Raw genomic sequence first — 24,689 nt, forward strand, 5'->3', positions numbered from 1 at the left:
ACCGAGTAAGGAGAACCAGCTTGATGGCCCACGATGAACTCCACCTCCAGACGCGCAACCTGGAGCTGCGTGATTACCCGCAGCTGCGTGAGCTCATGGATATGGTCTATGAGGACATCGGCGGCGCCTGGCCACGGGATACCATCAAGCACATGATCGAAAAATTCCCGGATGGCCAGATCTGCATCGAGGACAACGGCAAGCTGGTGGCGGTCGCGCTCACGGCCCGAGTGGATTATCAGCGCTTTTCAAACCCGCATACCTATGACGACCTGGTCATGAAGAATGACCGGATCCTGTACAACCCCGAGGGCGACACCCTCTATGGCCTGGATGTGTTCATCCACCCGGACTACCGCGGCTATCGCCTTGGCCGGCGGCTCTATGACGCTCGCAAGGAACTCTGCCGCAGCCTCAACATGCGCGCCATTCTCGCGGGTGGACGCATCCCCGGCTACCGCCAGTACGCGGATGAGATGAACCCGGCGGAGTACATCAAACAGGTGCACCGCAAGGAGGTCTACGACCCGATCCTCTCGTTCCAGCTCTCAAACGATTTCCAGGTCAAGCGCCTCCTTCACAAGTACATTCCAGAAGACGAAAAATCAAAGGGGTACGCAACACTCCTCGAGTGGAACAACATCATGTTCGAGCCGCCCTCTTCGGTGCTCGAAAGCCGCAAGAGCCAGGTCCGGCTCGGTGCCGTGCAGTGGCAGATGCGGGAATTCAATTCGGTGGACGAGGTGCTGCGCCAGGTGGAGTACTTCGTGGATGCGCTCTCCGACTACAAGAGCGATTTCGCCGTCTTTCCGGAGTTCTTCAACGCCTCGCTCATGGGGCTGACGGACCAGACGGACCAGACCAAGGCCATCCGTTTCCTGGCCGCCTTTACGGAGAAGTTCCGGGACGAGATGTCGCAGATGGCAGTGAGCTACAACATCAACATTGTGGCCGGCTCCATGCCGCTGTTCGAGGACGACCGCATCTACAACGTCTCCTACCTCTGCCACCGGGACGGGCGTATCGACGAGCAACGCAAGATCCACATCACGCCCCACGAACGCCGGGACTGGGTTATTGAGGGCGGCAACGAGCTGGGTGTGTTCGACACCGACGCCGGGCGCGTGATGATCCAGATCTGCTACGACGTTGAATTCCCGGAACTGACGCGCATCGCCGCCACCCAGGAACAGGGCGTGGACATTGTCTTCGTACCCTTCTGGACAGACACCAAGAACAGCTACCTGCGCGTGCGCAACTGCGCCCAGGCACGCGCCGTGGAGAACGAGTGCTACGTGGTCATTACCGGCAGCGTGGGCAACCTACCCCGCGTGGAGAGCCTGGACGTACAGTACGCCCAGTCCTCGGTGTTCTCGCCCAGTGACTTCGCTTTCCCCCACGATGCGGTGATGTCCGAGTCCACGCCGAATACCGAGATGATCATGTTTTCGGACCTGGATCTCGACAAGCTGAAAGTGATCCGGGCGGAGGGCTCCGTCACCAACCTCAAGGATCGGCGGCCGGACCTCTACGAACTCAAATGGCGGGGGTGACCCACGCTGGTGAAATGTTAGACTGATCGAGCTTTAAGGGCTCTGACTCACAGGCATATTCAGGGAGCAATACCGATGGGTAAGAAAAAGAAACTCGGCATCAGTTCGCTGGTGGAGCGCGTGGAGCAGCTGGTCAATGATGCGCTCAAGCGGATCGACACGCTGCAGAACCAGGTGAACGACCTGCGTGAACAGCTTATGGAGCGGGCGGGCTTCAGTGACAAACCCTCCGATAACGAAAAGTCCGGTGCGTCAGGCGGCACGAAGCCGAATGCCGCAAGCAAGTCCACCTCCAGCACGAAACAGTCTGCAGGCAAAAGTACCTCCGGCAGCAGTGCTTCCAAGGCAGGCTCCGGTTCCGGCAAGGCCGCGAAATCCAGTACGGCAAGCAAGGATGATCTGACTCAGATCAAGGGCATCGGCCCGGCCACTGCGAAGAAGATGCAGGCCAAAGGGATCACGTCCATCAAACAGCTCGCCAATCCCTCCGCGGATGACAGCAAGAAGCTCGAAGAGTTCCGCAAGCTCAAGAGCTTCCCCAGCTGGCAGGCGGAAGCGAAAAAGCTTCTGTAAACAAGCCTCAACGCCTGCGATCGGGGCCATTACCGGCCCCGGTTCCCCCCTACCAGAGCAAGTGTTACTATCGGATACATCCATTAACGTGCGTTAACACGTAAAATCTTCGTATATCCCAAGCCAAGTGTGACGTAATTCCCTACGATAGAAAGGATCTTGTCTAGTGTGGAAGCTGAAGCATCCGCACAAGGAATAACAAAGGATGGCGCTGATGGCACTGGGAACCCTTCCAGCCTGGCTAACCCTGACCGCAACGGTAACCGCCGTGGTGGTCACGATGGTCCTGATCGCGGCCACGGCTGTGCTCAGCTTCCGGCTCGCACGTTCGCGCAGGGAGCAGAACGAACGTGAGACCACGCTGACCAAGTTCTCCAGTGCCGTCATGAACAGCGGCGCCATGATCCTCATCACGGATTCGCAGGGCCGTATCGAGTTCGTCAACGACCGGTTCTGCCAGCTGACCGCCTTCTCCAGGGATGATGTCCTCGGCCACTCCGTCGCCACCCTCAGTGCCACTGTGAACCTGTCCGGTACCGAAACCGGTGTTCTGACCAACTTTCTCGACTGCCTCCAGCCCCACTGGAAGGGTGAACTGCTGTGCCGCACCAATGGCAGCACACCATTGTGGACGGCCGTCACCACCTCCTCGGTACTCGATGATGACGGCCAGCCCGTCAACTACATCGTCTCCGCGGTGGACATCACCGAGCTCAAGCTGGCCCATGAACGCATGGAGCAGCTGGCACTCTTCGACAGCCTGACCAACCTGGCGAACCGGCGCCTGTTCCAGGACCGCCTGGAGCAGGCACTGCAGAGCGTTGCCCGCCGCCAGACCCAGATCGCCCTGCTCTTTCTCGACCTCGACCAGTTCAAGCAGGTCAACGACAGCCTGGGCCACGACGCCGGGGACATGCTGCTTCTCACCGTGGCGGACCGGCTGAAGTCCTGTGTGCGCACCCAGGATACCGTGGCACGACTGGGCGGCGATGAGTTCACCATACTCCTGCACGATGTCTCGGATACCAAGGATCTGACCATGATCGCCGAGAACATGCTGGCCAGCCTGAAGGCGCCGATTCGGCTTAAGGGGCAGGAAGTACTGATCTCAACCAGCATCGGGATCACCACGGCCCCAGCCGACGGTGAAACCCCCGACACGCTGATGAAGAACGCGGATCTTGCCCTGTATCGCGCCAAGGACAAGGGCCGCGACCAGTACGACTTCTATACCGAGAGCCTGAATAACCGTGCCGAGCAGCTGATGACGCTGGAGCGGGAGCTGCGCCATGGCTTGCGGCGCGAGGAATTCTTCCTGCTTTTCCAGCCCCAGGTTGATCTCAACACCGGCGATATCACCGCCATGGAGGCCCTGATCCGCTGGCAGCACCCGGAGCGGGGGGAAATACTGCCCGATGAATTCATCCCGGTGGCCGAGGATACCGGGCTGATCATGCCCCTGGGCAACTGGGTGCTGCAGCAGGCCTGCATGCAGATCAAGCTTCTGCACCAGCTGCTCGGGCGTGGCGTGCGCGTTGCCGTCAATATTTCCGCCCGCCAGTTCCGGGATCCGGGGCTGGAAAACGTGATCGACTTTGCACTGCGTACGTCCGGCCTGGAACCGCGCTTTCTGGAGATCGACATTCACGAGGGCATGCTCTCGGATGAGCCAGAGGTAGCACGGGACCAGCTTGCGCGCATCCGCAGGACCGGCGTCACCATCACCATTGATGACTTCGGAACCGGCTTCAGCAGCCTCCGGCAGCTGCGGTCGCTGCCCATCGACATGCTCAAGATCGGACAGACCTTTGTGAAGGAGATCCCGGAAGACGGCCCCAACACGGACATCGCCACCACCATCATCGGCATTGCCCAGCAGATGGAGAAGCAGGTGGTGGCGGAAGGCGTGGAAACGGAACAGCAGGAGTACTTCCTGCGCATGCACGGGTGCTCACTGGTACAGGGCTACCGCTACGCCTCACCCATGAGTTTCGATGAACTCTACCGCTACTTCAGCGACGACAGCGAGCGGGAACTCAAGGCCTGAGCCCCGGGCTCCGCGGTTACTGTACTTTCTCCGCCAGCCCCTGATGGCGGTTGAGGATGCCCTCGATACGCTGCAGTGATTCACGCACGCCCTCGGAAGGGTCTTTCTCAAACTCCAGCCCGAAGAAGTAGCCGTGTTCATCCGTCTGGGAGTGACGAACACTGGCTGCCACCTGATCCACCGTGATCTCCCCCACTTCCGTGTTCAGGCGCAGGCTGACCTGTACCTTACTGTCTGGTTTCAGCAGGTCGTCCGCCGCGATGATCCCGATGCCCAGCCGGTTGTAATCCACAACCTCCACATCAACCCATGCGGATCCAATCAACCCCTTGCGGACCTTGATCCTGGCATCCATGGATACCCATGGCAGGCGCTGTTCACGGCGGCGCTCGTTCATCCTGGCAGTCTCCTTTCAGTACCTTTCTGTATTGTGGTCAAGGCTTCTCAGGGGGTAAAGTCCGCACTCCATTCGCTCTGTGAAGTGGCCGCTGTTTTGCCCGTCTCGAATACTGCTAAATCCGACCTGCTCTTTGTCGCAGCCGCGCTCCTGGCTGCCATCAGCTGGATGTTCTCCCGCGAGGCCGTTCTGGCAATGCCACCGCTGCTGTTCCTGTCGCTGCGTTTCCTGCTTGCCGGCGGCGTTCTGGCCGTCTTCGGCTGGCGGCAGCTGGCAGGCCTGAGCCGCGAGCAGCTCCTGCGGGCCGCGCGCGTGGGCGTTGTTTTCGGTGCCGGCATGAGCAGCTGGGTTACCGGGCTTCACCTGAGCAGCCATATTGGCGAAGGTGCCTTCATCATCAGCCTGAACGTGGTATTCGTGCCCATTATCGCAAGGCTGGTGTTTTCCGAGGAGCAGCCGGTAACAACCTGGGTGGCTCTGCCTGTCGCCATGGCGGGGCTGGCATTGCTCTCGCTGAATGGCGGTTTCAACCCGGAAGCCGGCCAGCTCTTCTTCCTGCTCGCCGCCGTGATCCTTGCCTTCTACTTCACGCTCAATTCCAGGGCCGCCAACAGCAACCCGGCAGGCCGACAGTCTCGCCGTGCCGCCCTCCCCGTCTTTCCCCTGACCACAATCGGGTTAACCATGGTGGGACTCGTCACCCTGGTGCTCTCATTCCTGCTGGAACCGTGGGAGCCCACGTTCAGTGACTTCGGCGGCAACCTGGTCCTCTGGATTGTGCTCAGCGCCATTGTGGGGACAGCAGCCCGGTTCTTCGTGCAGACCTGGGCCCAGAGCCTGGCCGCACACAGTCATGGTGTGGTGATCCTCTCCATGGAACCGGTCTGGGTGGCCCTCTTTGCGGCAGGATGGTTTGGCGAGACCATGGTGCTGCAGCAGTTCGCCGGCTGCGCACTTATTCTCACGGCGCTGCTGGTCAACCGCTGGCACACGGTGCGGGCACTGGTGCGGGATCTCCGAGGCGCCTAACCCTCGCCCCAGAGCTCCTCCAGCCTGGAGTCCCGCCCGCAGCTTGTGCGGTAGTACCAGTAACGGATCGGGTTCTTGTCGTAATAGTTCTGGTGGTAGTCCTCGGCCGGGTAGAACGCCTCCAGTTGCCTCACGGGCGTCACGATCTCCTGATCAAACCGCCCGGACTCAACCAGTTCCTGCTTTGACGCCTGTGCAGCCTCCTGCTGCGCCTCCGACTGCGTGAAAATGGCGGTTGTGTACTGGTAACCCCGGTCACAGAACTGCCCGCCGTCATCCAGGGGGTCGATATTGCGCCAGAATACCTCGAGCAGCTTCCCGTAAGAGACCTCATCCGGGTTATATCGAACCCGAACGACTTCCAGGTGTTCAGTCCGCCCGGAGCTGACCTGCTGGTAGCTGGGGTTCTCAAGATCACCGCCCGCGTAGCCACTGGTCGTCTCCGTCACTCCCTCCAGTTTGTCGTAAGGCGGCTCCATGCACCAGAAGCAACCGCCGGCGAATACCGCGGTCTGGGTATTCTCTTGGGCATGGCCAGTCAATGCGGTCATCAATAGCAGCACCGGAATCAGAACGCGCATGCTTACCCCCTCAACGCCGGAAGTGTTTCACCTTCCGGTACAAATGTCAGCGCCAGGCCATTGTTGCACCAGCGTTTTCCCGTCGGCTCAGGTCCATCATCGAAGATATGACCCTGGTGCCCGCCGCAACGTATGCAGTGATATTCGGTCCGTGGCCAGAAAGCCTTGTAATCGGTCTTCGTGCCCATGTGCTTCTCATGGGCCGCCCAGAAACTCGGCCAGCCGGTGCCGGATTCGTACTTGGTCTCGGAGCTGAACAGCGGCAGGTAGCAGGCCGCGCAGACGAAGGTGCCGTTGCGGTTCTCCCCGTTCAGTGGGCTTGAGCCAGCCGGCTCCGTTGCCTCCCTGAAAAGGATCTGCCAGGCGTCGCTCGATACCTTGCCACGCCACCATTCTCCCTTGTGCTCCAGAGGCTGAAGCGCCGCATCCGCAACGGAAACCTCGTGGAAGTACCGGATGTCGCGGGCGAACGCCCATGAACATGGCAGGAGCGACAGCGTTCCACCGGCCAGTAATGACGAGAGCAGGTGCCTGCGTTTCATGATCGCCTCCGCGCGCTGGATACCTCTCCCTATTCTACGCCTGGAGGGCGGTTTGAGATGAACGGATGCGGATATCTTGAAGCAGACAACCAGTGATGGAATAATCCAAAAATCGCCCCACAGGGAATTCAGGGATCTGAAGCTTCGGGGCAGGCAGGACCAAACACAAGGAGAGAGTGCATGCCGGAATTCTATTTCCCCCGCAAAGCCGAGAACGCGACACAACTGTGTGGCTCCGACCCGGATATCCGCGCCTCGTTCGGTGACTGTAATGGGCTCTACCGTAACGACACCCTCAAGCCCGGCTTCGCCTACGATGTAAGCTTGGATGGTCTCAGCTCAAGCCGCGCCGTTTCCCGCATCCTGAACAGGCCCTCACCTCAACAACGAACCTATCTGGCTGAATGTACGGCCCAGTTCGGACAGGATACGGTCACACTGGCCCGTTTTCATGAGAAGTTTCTGGACGGTGTTGATCTATGGGAGCTGGGGCAGGAAGCCAATAGCCTGCTGAGCTCAAGCGCAGCAGTAGCGGTTGGTCGAGCTGAGAGCTTCAAGGGTGCGTTAAGGGATTACCAGAAGGCCTTGATTGCCCTTAACAAGTTTGCCCGTTCTGTGACCAAGGACGCCGCCCAGAAGGCAAAACTGCGCAATAATCTCAATAAGGCTTACGAACAACTGAACACAAAATTTCGACAGGAGTTGAATACCCTGATCCCCGAAAGCCACCGAGGTAAAAACAAGGGGTCTGCACTTACGAGCGCGAAGCGTGGCCAGACCTTGGCGGAACAACCCAAAGGAAGACGAATCAATGTGGCCGACCTGGAGCAAGGGAAAGCTGTTAGCCGGTTTTCAGGAGCTTTGAGGTTTGCAGGAAGAGGAGTCGCGGTTCTTGATGGAGGAATGCGTATCCATCAAGTACATTCGAAGTATCAGACGGGAGAAGACTGGCAAAGAGAATTGGCGGTTCAGACGGCAGGGATGAGCGGCGCGGGTGTCACCGGCTTTGCGACTGGTCGTCTGGTCAAGCATGGCCTGTTACGCATCGGTCTAGCCGCCACTCCCGGTGGCTGGTTGATTCTGATCGGTTCTACGATTATCACTGGCGCACTGTTGGCCACGCAAATGGATGAGAAAGCCCAGAGCATGGCAGGACGGGCTTGGGACTGGATGTTCAAGGAATAAAACGGATGAACTTCGATCTTATCTTTTCCCTGGTTTTCGTCGCCACTCTCGCGACCGCAACCGTCACCTGGTTTGTATTTCTTGTCTTTTCAGTATGGAGAATTGAGAAGAGAATCATGGAAGAAGGGAAAGCAAGGCCCTGCTTATGGGATGGCCTCGGAGGGAGAGCATTCTGGTATTCCTGGACTATCGCATTGCCCGACAGGGTCTTTAATGACGAGGATGACAGCTTCCTGAATACAGCTGACGTCAAACGCTACACAACCCCCTGGGATTACTTTCTGGCGTGGGTTTTGATGCTCTCATCGTACTCGATGGTTGGGATTGGGGTGATAAGCTTGATATTTGGTATTGGTTAGCGCCCGCCAATATACCTTGGGTTTGGATTTCGGTGTGAACGACGGACCCAAGCCTCGTTATTCGACGGAAAATTGATCAACAGCCGCCTGAAGATCCGGCCGCAGCTCTGCGGCCAGTTCCGAAACTGTAGCCTGGCCATCGCACTCGCCGCAGTGAATCCCCACGACCATCAGTGACCCGTCCGAGCGGGCATTGAAGGTGCCGAGCAGTTGCGACAGTTTGGCGCGGATCTCGTCGGTCTCCCAGAAGCTCTCCACATAGTAGCTGTAGGCCAGGTGCAACCGCTGTTCGGAAGCACGCCGCCTCAGCGTCAGGCCCTGCCACTGGATGCCGTCGCCGGTATCCACGGCGAAGGTCTCGTCCGGAAGCCAGTTCGCCCGGTCGTACAGCCGATTCCCGTACATAACGGCCTCATGCCCACCCCGCTGGGGGTTGTAGGTATAGAGCCCCACAAACCCCGTCACACGGTCTTCACCCGGGTCACCGCTGTCCTTGCGGAAGAAGGTTTTCTCCAGGGAGCGATCCGTCCCCTTCATATGCGGGCGCCAATCGACCAGTTGCCGCTGGAACAGAGGGGCCCAGCTCTCGGAGGATAGCGGGTCCAGCGAATAGGTCTGCATCCGCGTCTCGACCTGGGCCTGGCTGCTGGAGAAGAACAGCACCATGACCAGGGGCAGCGCCACAGTAACGCCCATAGCCCAACGATCACTGTTTCGGTGAAGCGGCTGGGCTGGAACGCGATCACCGCTGTCAGCCGGGGTCTCGCGCTCACCCGCCCTGCCCTCGATCAGGCGCGCAATGAAGAACAGCGGCACCAGCGTGCCTGCGAACACCCACCAGCCGAAGGCATCATGATCCTCGATCAGGCTGGTCTCCATGTCCGTCAGGTAGCCCGCCAGGATGATGATGAAGACGCGGATCCAGTTCGCCATCAACGAAAAGGCAACGCCAACAACCAGGAGCAGAATGCGGCTGGACCAGCGCTGGAGGTTCAGGTGGCCGTAAAGCGAGCTCAGTGTCATCCCCACCAGCAGATACCGCAGCCCGGAGCAGCCATTGGCAATCTCGAAGGCACCAATACCGATGAGATAGACGAAAACGCCTTCCACCTCGAAATCGACCCCGTAGGCGCCCAGAAGAAGCTGGTTCACGGAGGTTGTCATGAGCTGCAGCGGCCAGCTGATGAAATCCCAGACCGGCATCGCAAAGAACAGAATGCCTATGGGAATCAGGAAAGGCACAAGTTGGCGCCAGCCCCAGAGAACCGCCAGGCCCACGAGAATCAATGGAACCAGCGCAAGCTGACGCAGTGCCTGAACCCCGAGCAGATCCCCAATTGCGTACCCTGCCAGCCCCAGAACAAAAGGAACCAGCCAGAGTGGGTAAAAGCCGACTACAGGGCGCTCCCGGTGCCACGCCTGCCACGTAAGGAACAGAGAAACCACCAGAAGAAGGAACCCATGGGAATAGGATTCATCAAGCTTCATCCAGCGATCCAGGGTCAGCCACCAGGTGCCGGCCGTGCTGCCAAGCAATGCCAGAAGCATCAGCGCCGGGGCCAAACGATTCAAGCGGCCGGAGCTGCTTGGGGTACCTTCCATGTGCGTCATTCCATGCGGGTAATGGTTAACCGGATTCTGCGCTCAGTGGCCTCTCACGACAATAGATAGAAGCTGTTTCCATGCCCGGGGCCACAGAGGCCGGTACATTAACGCCCGTAAAGCACAACCCAAGGCATCCCCCGTGCCTCCATTCACCACAATGGAAACCGAGCGCCCCCGGTAAAAGCCTGCCAGACAGCGGCGCGCAAAGCGTGAGGGGACCACCCCGGGGAGGTTTTCCAGGGCATATTCCAGAGCCTCTCCCCGAGCTTCAGAAACAGGGTCAAGACAGGCCGGATATTGACCTTCGATGGGCCGGATATTGACCAGAGATGTCCCGCCACACGGCTGAATGGCTGTTTTGCACGTCAGCCAGATCAATAACGCATGGTCGTTAGCAAGCCAGAACCGCATCCCGGTTTTTTCCAGAGGCTTTAAAACCTTACGGCGGATCAGTAACGCTGAAAGCACAAGCTGTGGCTTCTCGAACAGATCCTGAACCATGGTTTGGTGTCGGGCATCCCCGGGAAGCGTCCAACATACCTCGTCCCCGCTTCCAAGTATATCCGATGGCGCACAGGTTATTCCCGTCTTTTCAGGGCTCTGGTCGAGCTTCTTGCAAAGTTGGGTCAGAAAACCAGGAGACCAGAGACTGTTGGGGTCCGGAAATGCCAGGTACTGCCCCCTGGCCTTACTGAGCGCCTGGCGCCGCCCAATGGCCTTATCCGTCTCCTTAATGGACTGTACCCGGACACGGAAATCGCCAGCAGCGCGCGCCTCAAGCACCTCGAGGGTAGCGTCCTGGGATCCGCAGTCCACCGCTATCAGTTCCCAACGGTCTTCCTGTTGCGCCTGAATGGCATCCAGTACGTCGCCCAACCATTCAGCCCTGTTCGCCGTGACCAGGATAAGGCTGACAAGAGGTTTTTCACCACCCTGGCGATCACCGCTCATCGGTCAACTCCACTAGGCATTCTACTGCCCTGACTATTTCATGAACCACACTATCCCGCAATGAGCTTGCCGGGCCCCTCGCAAGAAGAGGTTTCGCGGCGCACTGCAGGGCCAGCCGGGGCGCTGGTTACCTTTGAGGGGCCGTGTTAGGATCCCAGCTGCGAATCAGCTGGGACGAAGGCCGATCACAGGCATCGTTGGAAATCCTTAACTCCTTCAGACCAAAACGACAACATGAGTTCAAGCGCCCAACCGACATTCCTGTGCATCGGCATACAGAAGGCCGGAACATCGTGGCTCTACCGCATGGTAGAACAGCACCCTGAGGTCTGCTGCGCGGACCCCAAGGAGCCGCATTTTTTCAATCGCCACTACCACAAGGGCCTTGACTGGTACCTGGCCCATTTCCAATGTGAGGAACAAACCAGGGCGGTCGGCGAGTTCACACCGGACTATCTATGGGTACGGGACGCGCACAGCGAGGCACGCGGATTCGAGGCAACGCCGGACGTCCCGGCCCGAGTGGCCGAGCATTTTCCGGACGTCCAGCTCATCGTCATCCTGCGGGATCCGGTGAGCCGTGCTGTCTCCTCGTACTTCCACCACATCGGTGCCAACCGCGTTAGCCCCAATCGACGCATCAGCGAGGTGGGCGACCAGTGGGGCATCCGCTCCATGGGCCACTACGCTGAACACCTGGAACGCTGGTTCAGGTATTTCCCGAGGGAGCGTTTCCAGATCCTGATCTACGAGGACGATCTCACCGGCGACGCGCGCGTCGACACTCTCTCCAACGTTTTCCGCCACATTGGTGTTGACGACAACTTCCAGCCGGAACATATGGACGCGCGCTACAACAAGCGCCGATCCCCCTTCGATTACCGTCTCTCACGGCTCCCGGGACGGCTGCAGCATATGGCCCGCAAATACGTTCCGGAGGTGGTCAAGCAAAGCCGATTCTGGGACATCCCGGTCTCCGAGGACGAAATGGAAGAACTACGTCGCTACTACGCGCCCCACAACGAACGTTTAGCCCATCTTCTCGACCGGGAACTGCCCTGGTAACCCGCTAACGAGACGCTACACTCTCTACGGATTGCTCACCAGCACCCTGGCGAAGTCGATAATTCTCCGCCGCCAGACGATCCACCGTCTCGTTGAGCTCATCAACAGAATCCCTGAGGTCATGAATAGAGGAAGTTGAGAGGTTGTAGGACTGCGCCCGCGCCACGGCGAGCAGGCGTCGGCGCACCGGGCTCGGCAGCAGAACCCGGCGCAACGCCTGGGCAAACGCCTTGCGCCAGCCATAAAGCGTCCCGAACCAGAAGGCGTTACCAGGAGACTCCAGGGCGCGGTAGAAATAGCGCACATCACGGGGAACACTCCCCGGTCGCCGCAGTACTGCCCGCCCCTCACCGCCGAGGCGCTGCAGGAACTTCCTCAGTTCCTCCTTCATCGCAGGACGGTGCTCGGGGGCGAGCTGGAAGTAAGCGCCACGGATGAACCCCAGTGCAAACGGATACCATGCCCGCAGGAGCCCCTTGGGATCCCCCAACTCTTGGAGATCCTCCCTTATCGCCTCCATGACATGAATCACCTGGATAAACCGTGGCCCGATGGTGCCGGTCACCGAGTTCGCGTGCACGCGGTAGTGATACAGCGGCTCCGGCACCACGCTCACCTGTTCCGCCAGGGACATTGTCTTCCAGTGGAAGATCACGTCCGCCTTGCTGTAGAACTCTTCACGGAACCGAAGGCCATGCCGCCGCAAAAACTCCACGCGGTACAGTTTCATCCAGACATAACCGAAAGCCAGGGGGAAGCCGTCAGTGTAATCCCCACGCTGCCACTTCCGAAGATTCCAACGCCGGACATCCGGTGATCGATAAGGCCCACTCAGGTAGTCCCAGCCGACCAGGGTAATATCGGCGCTATCCGTCTCGGCACGGTGAACAAGCCGCTCGACGAATGCGGGTGAGACCACATCGTCACAATCGACGGAGAGCATATACTTGCCGCGCACCAGCTCCAGGCCCACATTACGAGTCGGATACTGCCCCCGATTGTCCTGATGCACCACACGCATCCGCTGGTCCGAGGCCCCGTAGGCATCAAGGATCTCGCCGGAGGCATCCTGGGAGCCATCATCAATGCAGATGAGTTCGAAATCGGTAAAGGTTTGCGCGAGTACGGAGTCCAGACACTCGCGCAGAATACCCTCTACGTTGAATACCGGCATGACGATGGAAACAAGAGGTCTCATTAGCGCATTTCCCTGTTTGCATGCGGAGGACGAACCGCGCGGGGGCATTGTTCAGGCCTGATTCCCTTGGCACGGACCGCACAGACAAAGTATGTTAGTGGCGATTAACGCCTAATTTATGCCCGGATCGGCATGGTAGCGGCTGCCCATTACAAGGTCCATGCAACGGATACTATGAGCCAAGGAATAGAGCTGAGGATGACTGAGAATCCATGGCGGGAGCAGCTCGTATACTTTGTACATCGAGGCCTGTCGGACTGGCAGGACCTGGACCAACAGATTGAGCGCCACGGGCTCGATCAAGTGCTTCTTGGCTGCCGCAACGGTCGGGATGCCTGGGTTATCAGTACCTACACGCGATTGCGTAGCCGTGACTATCCGGTGAAGCTTATTGATCATTTTGTTCCCGGCGCACTCTGTATCGCTCATCGAGACGATATTGCCAGCGCCCCAGGGGTATGGCGATCATTTAACGTCGCCATTCGTGCCGATCGGGAGCGGACCTTCATCTCAGACCTGGAAGTCGTCCAGAGCCCTGCCGTCGTCGACGCGCCGGGTGTTTACTATCTCCCGCACTGGCCACAGCCGGCACTGATCCCACGAGATCCTGAACGCGGTGACAGGTTTGAGCGCCTTGGCTTCTTTGGACCGAGAAAGAATCTGGCGGCCTGCTTTCGCACCCCGGAGTTTGCCGAACAACTCCAGGCTCTGGGCGTCGAGCTCGTCATCCAGGAGGAACGAGAGCAATGGCACGATTACTCGGACATCGACGCTGTTATCGCCGTCCGGGACGGCCTTCCCTATTTCCTGGCCGGCAAGCCGCCTGCGAAGCTGTTCAACGCCTGGCGCGCTGGGTGTCTAGCCTTCGTCGGTTCTGAACCCGCTTTCCATCACTACCGACAATCAGAAGACGATTTCATTCACGTCATCAATGCCGAAGAATTACTGGATCGCATAAGAGTTATCAAGGAAACACCCGGCTTGTACGACCGTTTACGTCTGCGTGCCGAACAACTCGGCGCAACCGTTGATGTTCAGCACATTGAGGACACCTGGATCGCCTTCCTTGAAAGCACTGCTCTTTCCGGATACAACGACTGGTGCGCCCGTTCTTTGTGGCACCGTTATATCCGGTCCCTACTTTCACACGGCTATAGGCTCTTTCGCAGATTCCTCCGAGGTAACCTTTATACGCGGGGCTACGATGTGGAGGGTAATCCGCTAGGAAACCGGCGCACGTTCAAGCGGCGCCTCGCACTCATCGCGGATGGTTTTTTATCTGCCTGGGATCGTCGTCAAAGGGCGCGTAACCCCTGATCTTTTGGGTTAAGAGCTACGGTGTCTAACGCACTCACTTGGGTAGATAAATGCAATCAAACTCAATAGCGTGCGGAAACCTTGATTCACTTAACGAATATAACCCGCTTACTTCAAAGCCTTTTGACTTGAATGCTTGGAGAGAATCCTCAAAAGCTGGCATATTTTTGTATATCGGCATGACCGATACTTCAGTTTGAACCCCATGAATCAGATTAAGGCACCCAGATGCTCCATCGAACACTTCCAGATCAAACCCCTGCGTATCGAGTTTCAAAAATACATTGTTAAATGTGTGTGTTTTTTTTATATCTTTGATTACCTCATCGAGCCTTTTTGTTTCAAGTCTTATTGTCTTTATTACTGAGTTATTCTTAAATGCTTCTGTCTCCGAACTATCAGGCTCAAGAAATGAATTGAAAACACTTTTTTTCATTATATGAAAGTCAAGCGGTTTTCTATCCTTGCCAAGGGCGTAGCCATAAACGATCCATTTTTCGTCTTTTTTCTGCGCCTCATGAAGTGTTTCAAGATTTTGAGGATCTGGTTCAAAGGAAATAATTAAACCATCATAGCCTACATTTGTTCTCAAAAAATCGCGATATTGACCAATATTTGCGCCAACATCGAAAATGCAGTCAATTTTATACTCAGAGATTATTTTTCTGATCCTCATTGCAAGAAAATATGAGTCTAACCGCCATTCGGGAATAGCTACAACTCCTAACTTTCTTGCTATTAAAAAGAAAGAATTACGAAGTACCTTTCGTAGTGCCATGATTTAATTACCTTTTTGAGTTAAGGTGATAACTGCAGTACTTTGGTGTGGCTGGGTAGAGGTAGGAGAGCCGCCGCCGGTACCCTCATCGGCTTTAGCAAGCAGCAGACCCTATTACTGGCTTTTCAACGGCCATTGCGCCGCGAAGCGCAACCGAGCGTTGTTCGAAAGAAACCTGCCGCTCGTCGCCCACCTAAGCGCAGCCCCTGCGGAACACTGACGAGGGACAAGACGGTCATTAATAGTTTGGCGTACGCTATTTGGGATTGTGTAATCGACGACTTCCGCAAACTGTAATACATCGACCTTACCCACTGGCTCGCCATACTTTCGAGCGACTTTTCTTTAATAAGACGCCGCAGCGCCCGAACCGTTGACCTGTCACCTGCAAGTGCCGCAGCCCCATGGGGGCGAACCCATGGGTGTGCCAAACAAAAGCGCAGCGCCGGATTGTTACGTACCCTTGGGCCAATATCGCTGGGCAGGGACTCAAGATCGGAGTACACATATTGCCACAGGCCTCGACGCGCCATGATATTCGCGCGTATCAGCCGGGCCAGGCTGTCACATTCTTCCTGTTTGAGATCGCTTTTCGCCGAGGCAGGGACATACTCCTCTAGGTTCATGGTTTCATAGAAATAAGGATATATCAGCTGGTCCGCCATGAACCAATGACGTTCTTTATCACGCACATCAAAGCGCTGATTAGCTGTCCCCCGAGCGCCCTCATGTTTACGTAAATAGAAGGTTGGATTTTCAATTCTCGCTCCCCGGTACCGCCTCGCTACTCGAATGGCGTAATCGACATCCATATTACGGATCAGGTCCTCCCTGAACTCACCAATATCCGAAATCACGCTCGCACGAAGAAGCGAGCCTTGTAGCAGACAAAAGATGCGAAACATGACCTGAAGCAGATGGTAATCCCTTTCAAAGTCCGGGAGCCTTGACGCATGACGTGGTTTTATCCGGCCTTGCTCGTCCGTGTCGGAAATATAAGGGGGGCTGTACGTAAAACCAGCGCCGGGGTCTGATGAAAGCGCTTCCAAATGCCGCTCAAGCGCATCATTGAATGGCAGATCATCATCAAAGAACCAAAGGTAATCCCCCGTCGCGTATTGCAACGCGGTATTCATTGCTCTGGGCCTACCGGCGTTTTCCTGATACAGAGCAACGACGCTCGATGACCACTTATCCAGTACGTCACGCGTCCCGTCCGTAGAACCGTCATCTACAACGATGATCTCATCCAGCACCACAGATTGCTGCAGAAAACGGTGCAGCGCTTGTTCCAGGTAGCCGGCGCGATTAAATGTGGGGATGATCACACTTATTGATGGATTGGACATGCTGTTCCGGGTTCTACCCGTTTCCACGGACGACATCAAACAGAATGCGCAGGAATGACCGCCACGCCCCCGTTAGCTCAGGACCATAGCGTACAGCGCGCATCCCTGAAACAAGAGCTACCCAGCGCCGGCCATCGCTAGCCTCATGACGCCCCTTGCGCCCGTAGAAGCGCGATAGCGCGTCGCGCACCTGCCGGGCATCCAGTTGATCGGCGTGTTCGTGAACAAATGAGTGAATCAGGGACTCGTTGGCATCCAGGCGGGTCAGCTTGTCGCTGGAGATCTGGTTTTCCATGATCCGGTAATAGGCCCAGCACTCGGGGACGTAAACGAAGGGGGCATGGAGCGAGACATGCAGCCAGAGACCGTAGTCCTCCGCATGACGGTCTGTGGGGTCGAACCCGCCCACCCGATGCAACAGCTCCGCGCGCGCCATGGTGGTGTTCATGCTCACGAAGTTATCACCCAACAGTTGCTCCGTGATCCAGCCGCTGCGCCGCCGCATGTTGCTCAGCGGGAGCTGATTGTCCAACGCATCGACGAAGATGTAGTCGCCATAGACGACCCCAGCTTCGGGGTGACGCTCGAAGACTTCAACCTGCTGCCGCAGTTTCTCCGGTAGCCAGGCATCGTCAGAGTCCAGGAAGCAAATGAACTCGCCGCGACTGTGCTCGATACCAAGGTTCCGCGCAACGCTCTGCCCCTGGTTCTCCTGGCGGAAGTACCGGATGCGTTCATCTTCATAGGAACTGACCACACCTGATGTGTTATCCGTAGAGCCGTCGTCCACGATCAGGTGCTCGAAATTGGCATAAGTCTGTGCCAGCACGCTGTCGATGGCCACCGGCAGATAATCGGCCCGGTTATAGGCCGGAGTCACGATACTGATGAGTGGACGGGCTGCCACCACGATCAAAGAGCCTTTCTGATCTTCCGGATGGCCCTGATCAGGTCATGTCGGTCATCGGAATCAAGCACACCAAAGACGAAAAGCGGAACATAGACAACGACACCAAGAGCAACAATTCCCAGGAACGGGTACCAGCCGTCCGCGGGGAAGACCTGCAGCGCAACAACGAGACAGGCCATCATCACCAGTGTTGACCCAAGGATTGGCAACAGAGTGGTGCGGACATAGGTTGTCGGAGACATGGCCAAATGCCTGAAAACCGCAGCCCATACGAACGGTGCCGTCACCAGTTGCCCGATAAGCGTCGCGGATGCGACCCCGACAAGGCCAAAGGGCCGGACCAGGAGCAGCGTCAGAACCACGTTGATCACCGCGCGGGCTGAGTAAATGATTGCCAGTATTCCATGGCTGTTAAGAGCCATGAGAAAGCGATTGTGCAGCGGCAACGCACCCCCGACCAGAGCAGTCGCCGCCAGGATCCAGATAATCGGTCGCACCTCAGCGCCATACTCCGGCCCAATCCAGAGACTGATGAATACGTCCCCGATTGCGGCGAGCCCCGCACATGAAGCCGCTGCGAGGCCGTAGATGTACTTCGTACCGGTCTGGAAATACTGATCCATCGTTTTCTGATCACTTGCGGAATGCAGTGTCGAAAACGCCGGCATGAATGCATGGCCCATGATCTGCGTTGAATCTTTGACTTTTTCAAGCAGCATGGAACCGAGGTTGAAAAAGACGATCTTTTGCGGACCAAGAAAGGCCCCGATGATGAGCGGGTCTGCACGTTTTGAAACTTGCCCGGCGATTCCCTGTGCCAGGGCCTTGCCCCCGAAGCGGAGCATACGGAACATCATCGACGGACTGAAGTGCCCGGGATGGAATCGATACGACCCATAGGAAGGCGCGTGCAGGATGGCAAAGAGCAGCACCAGCTTCGACGCGGTCATCACGACATTGACTGTAATCAGCAACAGCAGCGGATCGAAGTGCGGGAGATAGTGGTAGAGAAAGGTTGCACTGATAATCGAGATGCCAATGGAGATATTGTTCTTGGTTGTATAGAAGAGCCGCCCCTCGTACGTACTCTCGATCGAGAAATAGGGAAAGGACAGAACAACGTGAACCGCAAAAATCTGGATCAGCGTCGCGTAACGCCCTACGGAATCGCTATCGGGAGCGAGCACCCCCGGGAACGTCATCGACCAGGTCAGTAGCGTCATGCTGATCAGCAGGCCCACCGCTGCCATCATGCATAGCGATGTGGCAAAGAGCGCGCTCTGTTCCGCAGGATCGTCACTCCTGCTCAAGTAGGCGGTGAAGCGAGAGATGGTCGGCCGCAACCCCATATCCAGGAGGCCGAGATAGCCGACCACAGACATCATGATTTCCCAGATGCCGTAGTCGTAGTTCCCCAGTTCACGGATATACACCGGCGTCATCACCAGGGTGATGATCGTCGTTACGGCGAAACGGGAGCCGTTGGACGCAGTGCTCGCGAGGAGGCTTCGAAGCATCAGTGCCCCGCAGCCGCGGTTACAAGGCACAGAATTCGGCAGGGAACTCCAAGCATGCCTGTCATACTAACGGACCACATCAAACAGAATGCGCAGGAATGACCGCCAAGCCCCCGTTCGGCCGGGCGCATAGCGCACAGTGCGCACCCCTGACGCCAGGGCTACCCAGCGCCGGCCACCGCTGGCCTCATGACGCCCCTTGCGCTCGTGGAAGCGGGATAGTGCTTCACGCACCTGCCGGAAATCCAGTTGATCGGCGTGCTCCTGGATGAACGACTGAATCAGGGACTCGTTTGCCTCCAGGCGAATCAACTTGTCGCTCGAGATCTGGTTTTCCATGATCCGGTAGTAGGCCCAACACTCGGGGACGTAGGCGAAGGGCGCATGGAGTGAGACACGCAGCCACAGGCCATAGTCCTCCGCATAGCGGTCGGCGGGGTCGAAGCCGCCCACCCGGCGCAAGAGCTCAGTGTGCGTCATGGTGGTGTTCATGCTCACGAAGTTATCACCGAGCAGGGCCTCGGTGATCCAGCCGCTGTGCCGCCGCATGTTGCGCCTTGAGAACTCACTGCCTTCCGCATCAATGGAGATGATGTCACCGTAGACGACACCGGCCTCCGGATGGCTTTCAAAGGCCTCGAGCTGCTGACGAAGTTTGTCAGGCACCCAGGCGTTGTCAGAGTCCAGAAAACAGATGAACTCACCGCGGCTGTTCTCGATGCCAACATTCCTCGCAACGCTCTGCCCCTGGTTCTCCTGACGGAAATACCGAAGGCGCTCATCACCATAGGAAGCGACGACGCCCGCGGTGTCGTCCGTGGAACCATCGTCCACGATCAGGTGCTCGAAATTGGCGTACGTCTGCGCTGACACGCTGTCGATGGCCTCCCGCAGATAGTCAGCCCTGTTGAAGGTGGGAGTCACAATACTGACGAGTGGACCACTAGTCATGAACCGCTTCCTTTATGGCAAAACCGAGATGCAGCGTACCAATGGACCGCTTCGGAACACGCTGCTACCGGCTGAAGGTTATAGATCGTTCCTTGCGCGCGGGGCCGCAGGCCATCGTGACCGAAAATCCCGTGTATCACGAGCTCGCAGCGCATCACCCGTCTGAGAGAAATCACGGGCAAGGGATCGAGCAAAGGCGACACAAATACCTCCATAGAGGTACCAGTATTCCTGGGACAGGCCGTAATAGTTGATGCTGTAGACGGCATAGATCCAGAAAACCGCCAGAAGCGCCTTGTTAAGCCGGTACTTGAAGCTGTCGATCTCCGCACCGGAATCCATGGCTTCCCGAAGGCGCGACAGATTGCGGCGCACCAGCCTATACAGCCTGACGATATAGGTCATGACGATGATAAACCCGATGACCCCCACTTCGATCAGCAGCTCCGCGTAGAAGTTGTGCGCGGCTTGGCTTCGCGCGCCCAACTTGTTCACCTTGGCTTCCGAGGTGGTTCCCACGCCATGACCAACAATCGGTCGCTGAAGCCCGAGCAGGAACTCCGTCTTCATGCCTTCGAAACGTCCCTCGACCGTGCCGCTGTTTTGCGTATCCTCGCTGATCAGCGACAGGTAGCGGTCCTGATGGAAATCGGACATCTGGCCCCAGGCCACAACCGCACCGAGTAGCACCACAGCCGTGAGAAGCACCTTCCGCTTCGCGTCCCGGAACATGAAGAACAACAGCACGAGAAAGGTAATGAAGGCGCCGCGCGACCCCGTCAGGACAAGCGCGTAAAGAAACGTTGGCAGGAGCAGGTAGTAGGTCCAACGCACCAGGCGGCTGGGGCTGCGGAGCATCAGGAAGTGCATGAACCCGAGCGTGGTCACGATCACGAAACCAAGCCCATTGGCATTGATCACGTCCGCCGGAGCGCCATTCAAGCGACCCGCAAACTCGCCCCCGACATAGGTGCTACCGCCGAGAACGCCTGTCGTGAAGTAAAGGAACAACGGCTCCAGAATGCGGAACGCCTGAAGGCTGACAAAAAGATAAACGAGCGTCTTCAGGCGCCGGTCCGTGTCCGCAATGATGGCGACAAAGAAAAGAAAAACGACCGCCTTAACGAAGTCCTGGATGTTTTCCCGGATCACGCTGCCCGGCCACTCCACCAGTGGCAAGGACAACAGCACGTAAAGAAGAAGAACGACGATAATCCTGAGAACCGGCTCACTGAAGCGGTCCTTGACCTTATCCGCCTGGGAAAAGAGCGACAGGGTGATGGCGGCGACCAGCAATAACGTCGGCCGAAAATTAGGATATACAGGCAGGCGGGCGGGCAGGCGCCCAAAGTAGTCGATCATGAAGTAACAGAGCAGGACGAAAAGCGCCGCCGGCACGACGCGCTCGTGAACACTCGACGCACGGCGGTAAGCGGTCGCACTCAGCGGCTGACTGTTCACGACAGGCCTCCCCGCCGCCAACGCCGTCCGAGCCACTCGACCCCCGAACTGGCCTTATAGAACTGGAAAGGATTGGAGGAGCTGCTGTGCCGCCGCAACTGGTAGACGTCCTCGTGTCGGGCGCCATCAGCATACGCCATTACGGCCCCTGTGAATCCGGCATCCTTGACAGCCGCGCGAACGGCCGGGGTCACATCACCTGGTTGTCCATTGGGGTAGCAGAACGGTCGCGGACGCATACCCAGTTCGCTGTCCAGGCGCTCCCGGCACCGATGGATTTCCTCCGGTAGCCGGATCTCCGGCATCCGCGCCAGGCTGGGGTGGGTATGCGTATGGCCACCGATCTCGATACCGCTGGCCTCCAGCACCCGCAGTTCATCCCAGGTGACCGGCGCATACCCCTCGGGCGCCTCGGATGGCAGATCACAGCCCAACTGTTCGCCCAACTCCAACGGCGCGCGCAACCGGTTATCGTCGGACACCGCCAGAATACGGTCCACAATAGCCTGCCAGGGGGTGTCTCCAAGCTCCAACGGCGCCCCGGCAATCTGCACACGTTCCGGAAGAGTCCCACACTGCCCCAAAAGCCAGGTCACCTGATCGGGCCAGAGCCAAAGTTCCCGGTCAATAAACCCCGTTGCTGCGAAGAGAGTGGCTGGCACATTGTGCCGTCTCAGGATCGGCCAGGCGAACTCGAAGAAATCCCGATGACCGTCGTCCACGGTCATTACAACCGTGTGAGGGGGTGGGCGCTCTCCGGCGTGGAAATAGGCCAGGAGCTCGCCGAGAGTCATTGCATTGAAGTGCTTGGCCAGATGACGCACCTGTTTCTCGAAGACATCAGCCATAGCCGGGTCCGCGGACGCGTCGCCGGTAAAGCGGTGATACATGAGAATGCGCGGGTGGTTTCGCGTGTACTGGCGCGCGAGCGCATACCCGCCCCAGCGACCGGCAAAGTCAACCCAGGCGGAGGGAATCATCAGCGTGATCTCCACTCAAGCAATTCGCTGTATAAGGCCATGTGCGCGTCAACCATCGTCTTCATCGAGAAGCGCTCCTGCGCAACCCCACGGCCCTTCTCGCCCAGCCTCTGTCGATACTCAACGTCGCCGGCCAGGCATTGCAGATGGGTTGCCAACGTCTCCACGTCGCCGACGCTATACAGGAGACCCGTTTCCCCGTGCTCCACAGCCTCAGGATTACCACCAGCCTCAGTACAAACCACGGGTAACCCGGCGAGCATGTATTCAATCAGGGCATTCGAGAAGCCCTCGGACTCGCTGCAGAGAACGCCGATATCCAGGGCATTCAGGCAGTCTGGGACATCGTTGCGGCTTCCCAGACAATGCAGCCGGTCGCCAACACCCAGTTCATGGCCCAGATCACGCAGCGGTTCCTGGTCACCGGCCCCGATAAGCACCACATTTAACGCCGGGACCTCATCCTTCAGCTGGGCCAGTGCACGGACCAGATCCTGGATACGCTTGATCGGTCTCACATTGGCAACCAACCCGACGAGAACCCGACCATTCGACCGCAGCGCATCCAGATCCGCCGCGCCCTCAGTGCTGGCGCCATGCTCTATCGGAAAGCCGTTATAGATTACCCGTGTCCGCTCCGGCTTCGCCCATTCCTGAACAATCGTCATATCCGCAACGGCACGGCTGTTCGCAATCCAGGCCGCTACCTGGCTGCGCATCGCCCGAAGCAACCAAAGTTTGCCCAATGTATGCCAGAACCCCATATCGCGCCGCGAAATGACAGTCCGGAACCCTGCCAGGCGCAGCATGGGCGGCGCCACAACGGATACATCATTGAAAAACGTATGCGCAATCATGAACCCCTGCGCCCTGAACCGCCGACCCGCAGTATACATGGCACCCCAAATCCCGGGGCGTCCCAGAGAAGTGTGACCCAAAACGGTATACGCACACGGGAAATCTTCGTCCAAGAGGTAATCAGATGCCGTAAGCACAACCAGATGACAGTCAATCCCTAGCGCCACCAACGCCTCAACCAAAAGGTACAGTTGACGCTCACTACCGGCATAAGGATCCTTGAACGAGTCGATCAGGAAAAGAACACGCGGAACCTGCAATCCCTGCTCAGGATTACCCACGCCAACTCCTTCATGCGGCATTACTCTATCCCTAATTCAAAGCCTGACGAATCGGTTGATTGACTGGCGCAGGCGCCCCGGAAGCCAGGACTGTAACCGGTAAATGTACCGCATTACCGGATGGCGCGCATACTGGACGGTCAGAAAATGCACGAGCTCGCCCTGGAAATGGCTCTTATAGAAGGTCTTTTTCCCTTGCCCGGCCAGCAGATCGTAATAAAGCACTTGCGGATCCCTGAAACTCTGCTCGATGGCAAACCCGAGGTGCAGGGTTCCCAGAGCCACCTTGGAATCGAACGACTCCAGAAAACCGGTCTGAAGGTTGTACTGGCTGTCCCCTACCCGAAGATCATAAAGCATGGAAACCGGTTCCCCATTGAATTCCAGCACGGAAAGCGCCCTGTTATCCCGCGTCAGGCGTGCAAGGAGACGCTGATGAAACCGTAAGGCGTCCGGTTCAAAACAGGGCTTGCCCCATCGCCATTCATGAAAACGGTTCAGAGAGCGGAAAAAATCATCCGTTTCCTCCTCCGACACATACCGGCACCTCAACTCACCCCGCTGGTTGAGATAATTCCGCCGGTTATAGACCTTGAGGCGCGTATTGGGTCCGAGTTGCCCGAGCCAGTCCTCGAAACTCCCATCCGTGACCACGCGTACTCCGGAATCGATGACTCTTGGAACGGTACTCACGGTCTGTCCGATACGATCGAAGGTTTCCTGGCACTGAAGAAGATCCTGGAAACCCTGGTCACACACCACCATCTCCTGCCAGTCGAGACGACAGACCTCCGACATAACCTGTTCCACGACCGGATCTTCCCATCCCCGGCGAATGAGCAGTCCGCAGTATTCAGTACGCACCGTCGGGCTTATCCGCCAGGCATTCCCAAGGAAATGCAGCCGCCGTAACTCATACCCCAGTGGCAACCGCAAATGGTGGCAGTAGAACGGTGCCAGTCCCACGAGCATGCCTTCCTCTGTGAAGACGCCAAAAAGGGCCAGTTCCAGTCCCAGCGACTCTGCCCAGGTCTCCCACCAGGTGTACAGCCAGGGCCAGCCCATAAACAGTGGATCCGAGTCGGAATCAAATACAAGCTCCTGCCAGGATGACGCCATATCCGCAAAATACTGCTCGGAAAGGCGCACCACCTGGAGGGTCTCAACGCCCTGCCCGGAACGCGGAGTCTCCGGCATCAACG

Annotated in this window: 23 protein-coding genes; 8 read left to right on the forward strand and 15 right to left on the reverse strand. The window is 57.7% G+C overall.

The genetic code is table 11. The features are described 5' to 3' along the window. Window positions 1-23: 23 nt before the first annotated feature. The 3 genes from GLW01_RS08330 to GLW01_RS08340 all read left to right on the forward strand — a co-directional run bounded on the left by GLW01_RS08330 (window position 24) and on the right by GLW01_RS08340 (window position 4,173). Complete coding sequence (locus GLW01_RS08330) at window positions 24-1,553, forward strand: bifunctional GNAT family N-acetyltransferase/carbon-nitrogen hydrolase family protein (protein ID WP_160898766.1); 1,530 nt, start codon at window positions 24-26, stop codon at window positions 1,551-1,553. 75 nt (window positions 1,554-1,628) lie between these two features. Further along, window positions 1,629-2,126, forward strand: coding sequence for a helix-hairpin-helix domain-containing protein (locus tag GLW01_RS08335; protein WP_202405633.1), 498 nt, complete (start codon window positions 1,629-1,631; stop codon window positions 2,124-2,126). A 214-nt stretch (window positions 2,127-2,340) separates the two neighbouring features. Further along, the gene (locus GLW01_RS08340; RefSeq protein WP_160898767.1) at window positions 2,341-4,173 is read left to right on the forward strand and encodes a putative bifunctional diguanylate cyclase/phosphodiesterase; all 1,833 of its coding nucleotides are present in this window, start codon (window positions 2,341-2,343) and stop codon (window positions 4,171-4,173) included. Between the two features lie 16 nt (window positions 4,174-4,189). Here the strand turns inward: GLW01_RS08340 and GLW01_RS08345 are convergent, their stop codons facing one another. Continuing rightward, on the reverse strand, window positions 4,190-4,570 hold the full coding sequence (locus GLW01_RS08345) for a PilZ domain-containing protein (RefSeq protein WP_151439480.1): 381 nt from the start codon (window positions 4,568-4,570) through the stop codon (window positions 4,190-4,192). A gap of 96 nt (window positions 4,571-4,666) precedes the next feature. Here GLW01_RS08345 and GLW01_RS08350 point away from each other — a divergent pair, with 96 nt between their 5' ends. Further along, complete coding sequence (locus tag GLW01_RS08350) at window positions 4,667-5,599, forward strand: DMT family transporter (RefSeq protein WP_151439479.1); 933 nt, start codon at window positions 4,667-4,669, stop codon at window positions 5,597-5,599. Here the strand turns inward: GLW01_RS08350 and msrA are convergent. After that, complete coding sequence (gene msrA / locus GLW01_RS08355) at window positions 5,596-6,180, reverse strand: peptide-methionine (S)-S-oxide reductase MsrA (RefSeq protein ID WP_160898768.1); 585 nt, start codon at window positions 6,178-6,180, stop codon at window positions 5,596-5,598. The two genes, GLW01_RS08350 and msrA, sit on opposite strands and share 4 nt — an antisense overlap. 2 nt (window positions 6,181-6,182) lie before the next feature. Beyond that, a complete protein-coding gene (gene msrB, locus GLW01_RS08360) occupies window positions 6,183-6,722 on the reverse strand; it encodes a peptide-methionine (R)-S-oxide reductase MsrB (protein WP_160898769.1) in 540 nt (179 codons plus the stop codon). Window positions 6,723-6,902: 180 nt separating this feature from the next. Between msrB and GLW01_RS08365 the strand changes: the two genes are divergently transcribed. Next, a complete protein-coding gene (locus GLW01_RS08365; RefSeq protein WP_160898770.1) occupies window positions 6,903-7,907 on the forward strand; it encodes a hypothetical protein in 1,005 nt (334 codons plus the stop codon). Between the two features lie 5 nt (window positions 7,908-7,912). After that, window positions 7,913-8,266 carry a hypothetical protein gene (locus tag GLW01_RS08370; protein WP_160898771.1) on the forward strand — a complete coding sequence of 118 codons (354 nt, stop codon included), beginning with the start codon at window positions 7,913-7,915 and terminating at the stop codon, window positions 8,264-8,266. A gap of 57 nt (window positions 8,267-8,323) precedes the next feature. On the opposite strand, the gene GLW01_RS08375 is transcribed toward GLW01_RS08370, so the two are convergent. Both GLW01_RS08375 and GLW01_RS08380 read right to left on the reverse strand, forming a co-directional pair. Then, window positions 8,324-9,868, reverse strand: coding sequence for an exosortase/archaeosortase family protein (locus tag GLW01_RS08375; protein WP_160898772.1), 1,545 nt, complete (start codon window positions 9,866-9,868; stop codon window positions 8,324-8,326). Window positions 9,869-9,910: 42 nt separating this feature from the next. After that, window positions 9,911-10,822: a glycosyltransferase family 2 protein gene (locus GLW01_RS08380; protein WP_160898773.1), complete on the reverse strand. Its 912-nt coding sequence runs from the start codon at window positions 10,820-10,822 to the stop codon at window positions 9,911-9,913. A gap of 234 nt (window positions 10,823-11,056) precedes the next feature. Between GLW01_RS08380 and GLW01_RS08385 the strand changes: the two genes are divergently transcribed. Further along, entirely contained in the window at window positions 11,057-11,887 is an 831-nt protein-coding gene (locus GLW01_RS08385; protein ID WP_160898774.1) for a sulfotransferase domain-containing protein, read from the forward strand. Window positions 11,888-11,891: 4 nt separating this feature from the next. On the opposite strand, the gene GLW01_RS08390 is transcribed toward GLW01_RS08385, so the two are convergent. Next, the gene (locus GLW01_RS08390) at window positions 11,892-13,085 is read right to left on the reverse strand and encodes a glycosyltransferase family 2 protein (protein ID WP_160898775.1); all 1,194 of its coding nucleotides are present in this window, start codon (window positions 13,083-13,085) and stop codon (window positions 11,892-11,894) included. A gap of 198 nt (window positions 13,086-13,283) precedes the next feature. Between GLW01_RS08390 and GLW01_RS08395 the strand changes: the two genes are divergently transcribed. Continuing rightward, a complete protein-coding gene (locus GLW01_RS08395; protein ID WP_160898776.1) occupies window positions 13,284-14,402 on the forward strand; it encodes a hypothetical protein in 1,119 nt (372 codons plus the stop codon). Between the two features lie 34 nt (window positions 14,403-14,436). Here GLW01_RS08395 and GLW01_RS08400 read toward each other — a convergent pair whose 3' ends face one another. The 9 genes from GLW01_RS08400 to GLW01_RS08440 form a co-directional block, all read right to left on the reverse strand. Beyond that, window positions 14,437-15,180: an FkbM family methyltransferase gene (locus tag GLW01_RS08400; protein WP_160898777.1), complete on the reverse strand. Its 744-nt coding sequence runs from the start codon at window positions 15,178-15,180 to the stop codon at window positions 14,437-14,439. A gap of 125 nt (window positions 15,181-15,305) precedes the next feature. After that, window positions 15,306-16,529 carry a glycosyltransferase family 2 protein gene (locus GLW01_RS08405; protein ID WP_160898778.1) on the reverse strand — a complete coding sequence of 408 codons (1,224 nt, stop codon included), beginning with the start codon at window positions 16,527-16,529 and terminating at the stop codon, window positions 15,306-15,308. A gap of 13 nt (window positions 16,530-16,542) precedes the next feature. Beyond that, window positions 16,543-17,439: a glycosyltransferase gene (locus tag GLW01_RS08410; RefSeq protein ID WP_160898779.1), complete on the reverse strand. Its 897-nt coding sequence runs from the start codon at window positions 17,437-17,439 to the stop codon at window positions 16,543-16,545. Window positions 17,440-17,441: 2 nt separating this feature from the next. After that, complete coding sequence (locus GLW01_RS08415) at window positions 17,442-18,956, reverse strand: oligosaccharide flippase family protein (RefSeq protein ID WP_160898780.1); 1,515 nt, start codon at window positions 18,954-18,956, stop codon at window positions 17,442-17,444. 66 nt (window positions 18,957-19,022) lie between these two features. After that, window positions 19,023-19,907, reverse strand: a complete 885-nt coding sequence (locus GLW01_RS08420) for a glycosyltransferase (protein ID WP_160898781.1) — start codon at window positions 19,905-19,907, stop codon at window positions 19,023-19,025. 78 nt (window positions 19,908-19,985) lie between these two features. Next, window positions 19,986-21,368 (reverse strand): O-antigen ligase family protein, encoded by a 1,383-nt coding sequence (locus tag GLW01_RS15800; RefSeq protein WP_160898782.1) that lies wholly within the window; start codon window positions 21,366-21,368, stop codon window positions 19,986-19,988. Beyond that, window positions 21,365-22,348 carry a polysaccharide deacetylase family protein gene (locus tag GLW01_RS08430; RefSeq protein WP_160898783.1) on the reverse strand — a complete coding sequence of 328 codons (984 nt, stop codon included), beginning with the start codon at window positions 22,346-22,348 and terminating at the stop codon, window positions 21,365-21,367. The genes GLW01_RS15800 and GLW01_RS08430 overlap by 4 nt, the downstream gene beginning before the upstream one ends. After that, complete coding sequence (locus tag GLW01_RS08435) at window positions 22,348-23,487, reverse strand: glycosyltransferase (RefSeq protein ID WP_340162445.1); 1,140 nt, start codon at window positions 23,485-23,487, stop codon at window positions 22,348-22,350. Before GLW01_RS08435 ends, GLW01_RS08430 begins: the two co-directional genes overlap by 1 nt. 36 nt (window positions 23,488-23,523) lie before the next feature. Next, window positions 23,524-24,684 carry a GNAT family N-acetyltransferase gene (locus GLW01_RS08440; RefSeq protein ID WP_160898785.1) on the reverse strand — a complete coding sequence of 387 codons (1,161 nt, stop codon included), beginning with the start codon at window positions 24,682-24,684 and terminating at the stop codon, window positions 23,524-23,526. Between the last annotated feature and the right edge of the window lie 5 nt (window positions 24,685-24,689).

It is taken from the genome of Vreelandella halophila, from assembly GCF_009856365.1.
Taxonomy (GTDB): Bacteria; Pseudomonadota; Gammaproteobacteria; order Pseudomonadales; family Oleiphilaceae; genus Halospina; species Halospina utahensis_B.

Excerpts from the sequence above, each read along its gene's own strand:
- GLW01_RS08345 (WP_151439480.1), bottom strand. The coding sequence starts at position 4,570 with ATGAACGAGCGCCGCCGTGAACAGCGCCTGCCATGGGTATCCATGGAT.
- msrB (WP_160898769.1), bottom strand. The coding sequence starts at position 6,722 with ATGAAACGCAGGCACCTGCTCTCGTCATTACTGGCCGGTGGAACGCTG.
- GLW01_RS08405 (WP_160898778.1), bottom strand. The coding sequence starts at position 16,529 with ATGTCCAATCCATCAATAAGTGTGATCATCCCCACATTTAATCGCGCC.
- GLW01_RS08380 (WP_160898773.1), bottom strand. The coding sequence starts at position 10,822 with ATGAGCGGTGATCGCCAGGGTGGTGAAAAACCTCTTGTCAGCCTTATC.
- GLW01_RS08400 (WP_160898777.1), bottom strand. The coding sequence starts at position 15,180 with ATGGCACTACGAAAGGTACTTCGTAATTCTTTCTTTTTAATAGCAAGA.
- GLW01_RS08415 (WP_160898780.1), bottom strand. The coding sequence starts at position 18,956 with ATGCTTCGAAGCCTCCTCGCGAGCACTGCGTCCAACGGCTCCCGTTTC.
- GLW01_RS08370 (WP_160898771.1), top strand. The coding sequence starts at position 7,913 with ATGAACTTCGATCTTATCTTTTCCCTGGTTTTCGTCGCCACTCTCGCG.
- GLW01_RS08330 (WP_160898766.1), top strand. The coding sequence starts at position 24 with ATGGCCCACGATGAACTCCACCTCCAGACGCGCAACCTGGAGCTGCGT.
- GLW01_RS08390 (WP_160898775.1), bottom strand. The coding sequence starts at position 13,085 with ATGAGACCTCTTGTTTCCATCGTCATGCCGGTATTCAACGTAGAGGGT.
- GLW01_RS08385 (WP_160898774.1), top strand. The coding sequence starts at position 11,057 with ATGAGTTCAAGCGCCCAACCGACATTCCTGTGCATCGGCATACAGAAG.
- GLW01_RS08340 (WP_160898767.1), top strand. The coding sequence starts at position 2,341 with ATGGCACTGGGAACCCTTCCAGCCTGGCTAACCCTGACCGCAACGGTA.
- GLW01_RS08395 (WP_160898776.1), top strand. The coding sequence starts at position 13,284 with ATGACTGAGAATCCATGGCGGGAGCAGCTCGTATACTTTGTACATCGA.
- GLW01_RS08335 (WP_202405633.1), top strand. The coding sequence starts at position 1,629 with ATGGGTAAGAAAAAGAAACTCGGCATCAGTTCGCTGGTGGAGCGCGTG.
- GLW01_RS08440 (WP_160898785.1), bottom strand. The coding sequence starts at position 24,684 with ATGCCGGAGACTCCGCGTTCCGGGCAGGGCGTTGAGACCCTCCAGGTG.
- GLW01_RS08375 (WP_160898772.1), bottom strand. The coding sequence starts at position 9,868 with ATGGAAGGTACCCCAAGCAGCTCCGGCCGCTTGAATCGTTTGGCCCCG.
- GLW01_RS08430 (WP_160898783.1), bottom strand. The coding sequence starts at position 22,348 with ATGATTCCCTCCGCCTGGGTTGACTTTGCCGGTCGCTGGGGCGGGTAT.
- msrA (WP_160898768.1), bottom strand. The coding sequence starts at position 6,180 with ATGCGCGTTCTGATTCCGGTGCTGCTATTGATGACCGCATTGACTGGC.
- GLW01_RS08365 (WP_160898770.1), top strand. The coding sequence starts at position 6,903 with ATGCCGGAATTCTATTTCCCCCGCAAAGCCGAGAACGCGACACAACTG.
- GLW01_RS08420 (WP_160898781.1), bottom strand. The coding sequence starts at position 19,907 with ATGACTAGTGGTCCACTCGTCAGTATTGTGACTCCCACCTTCAACAGG.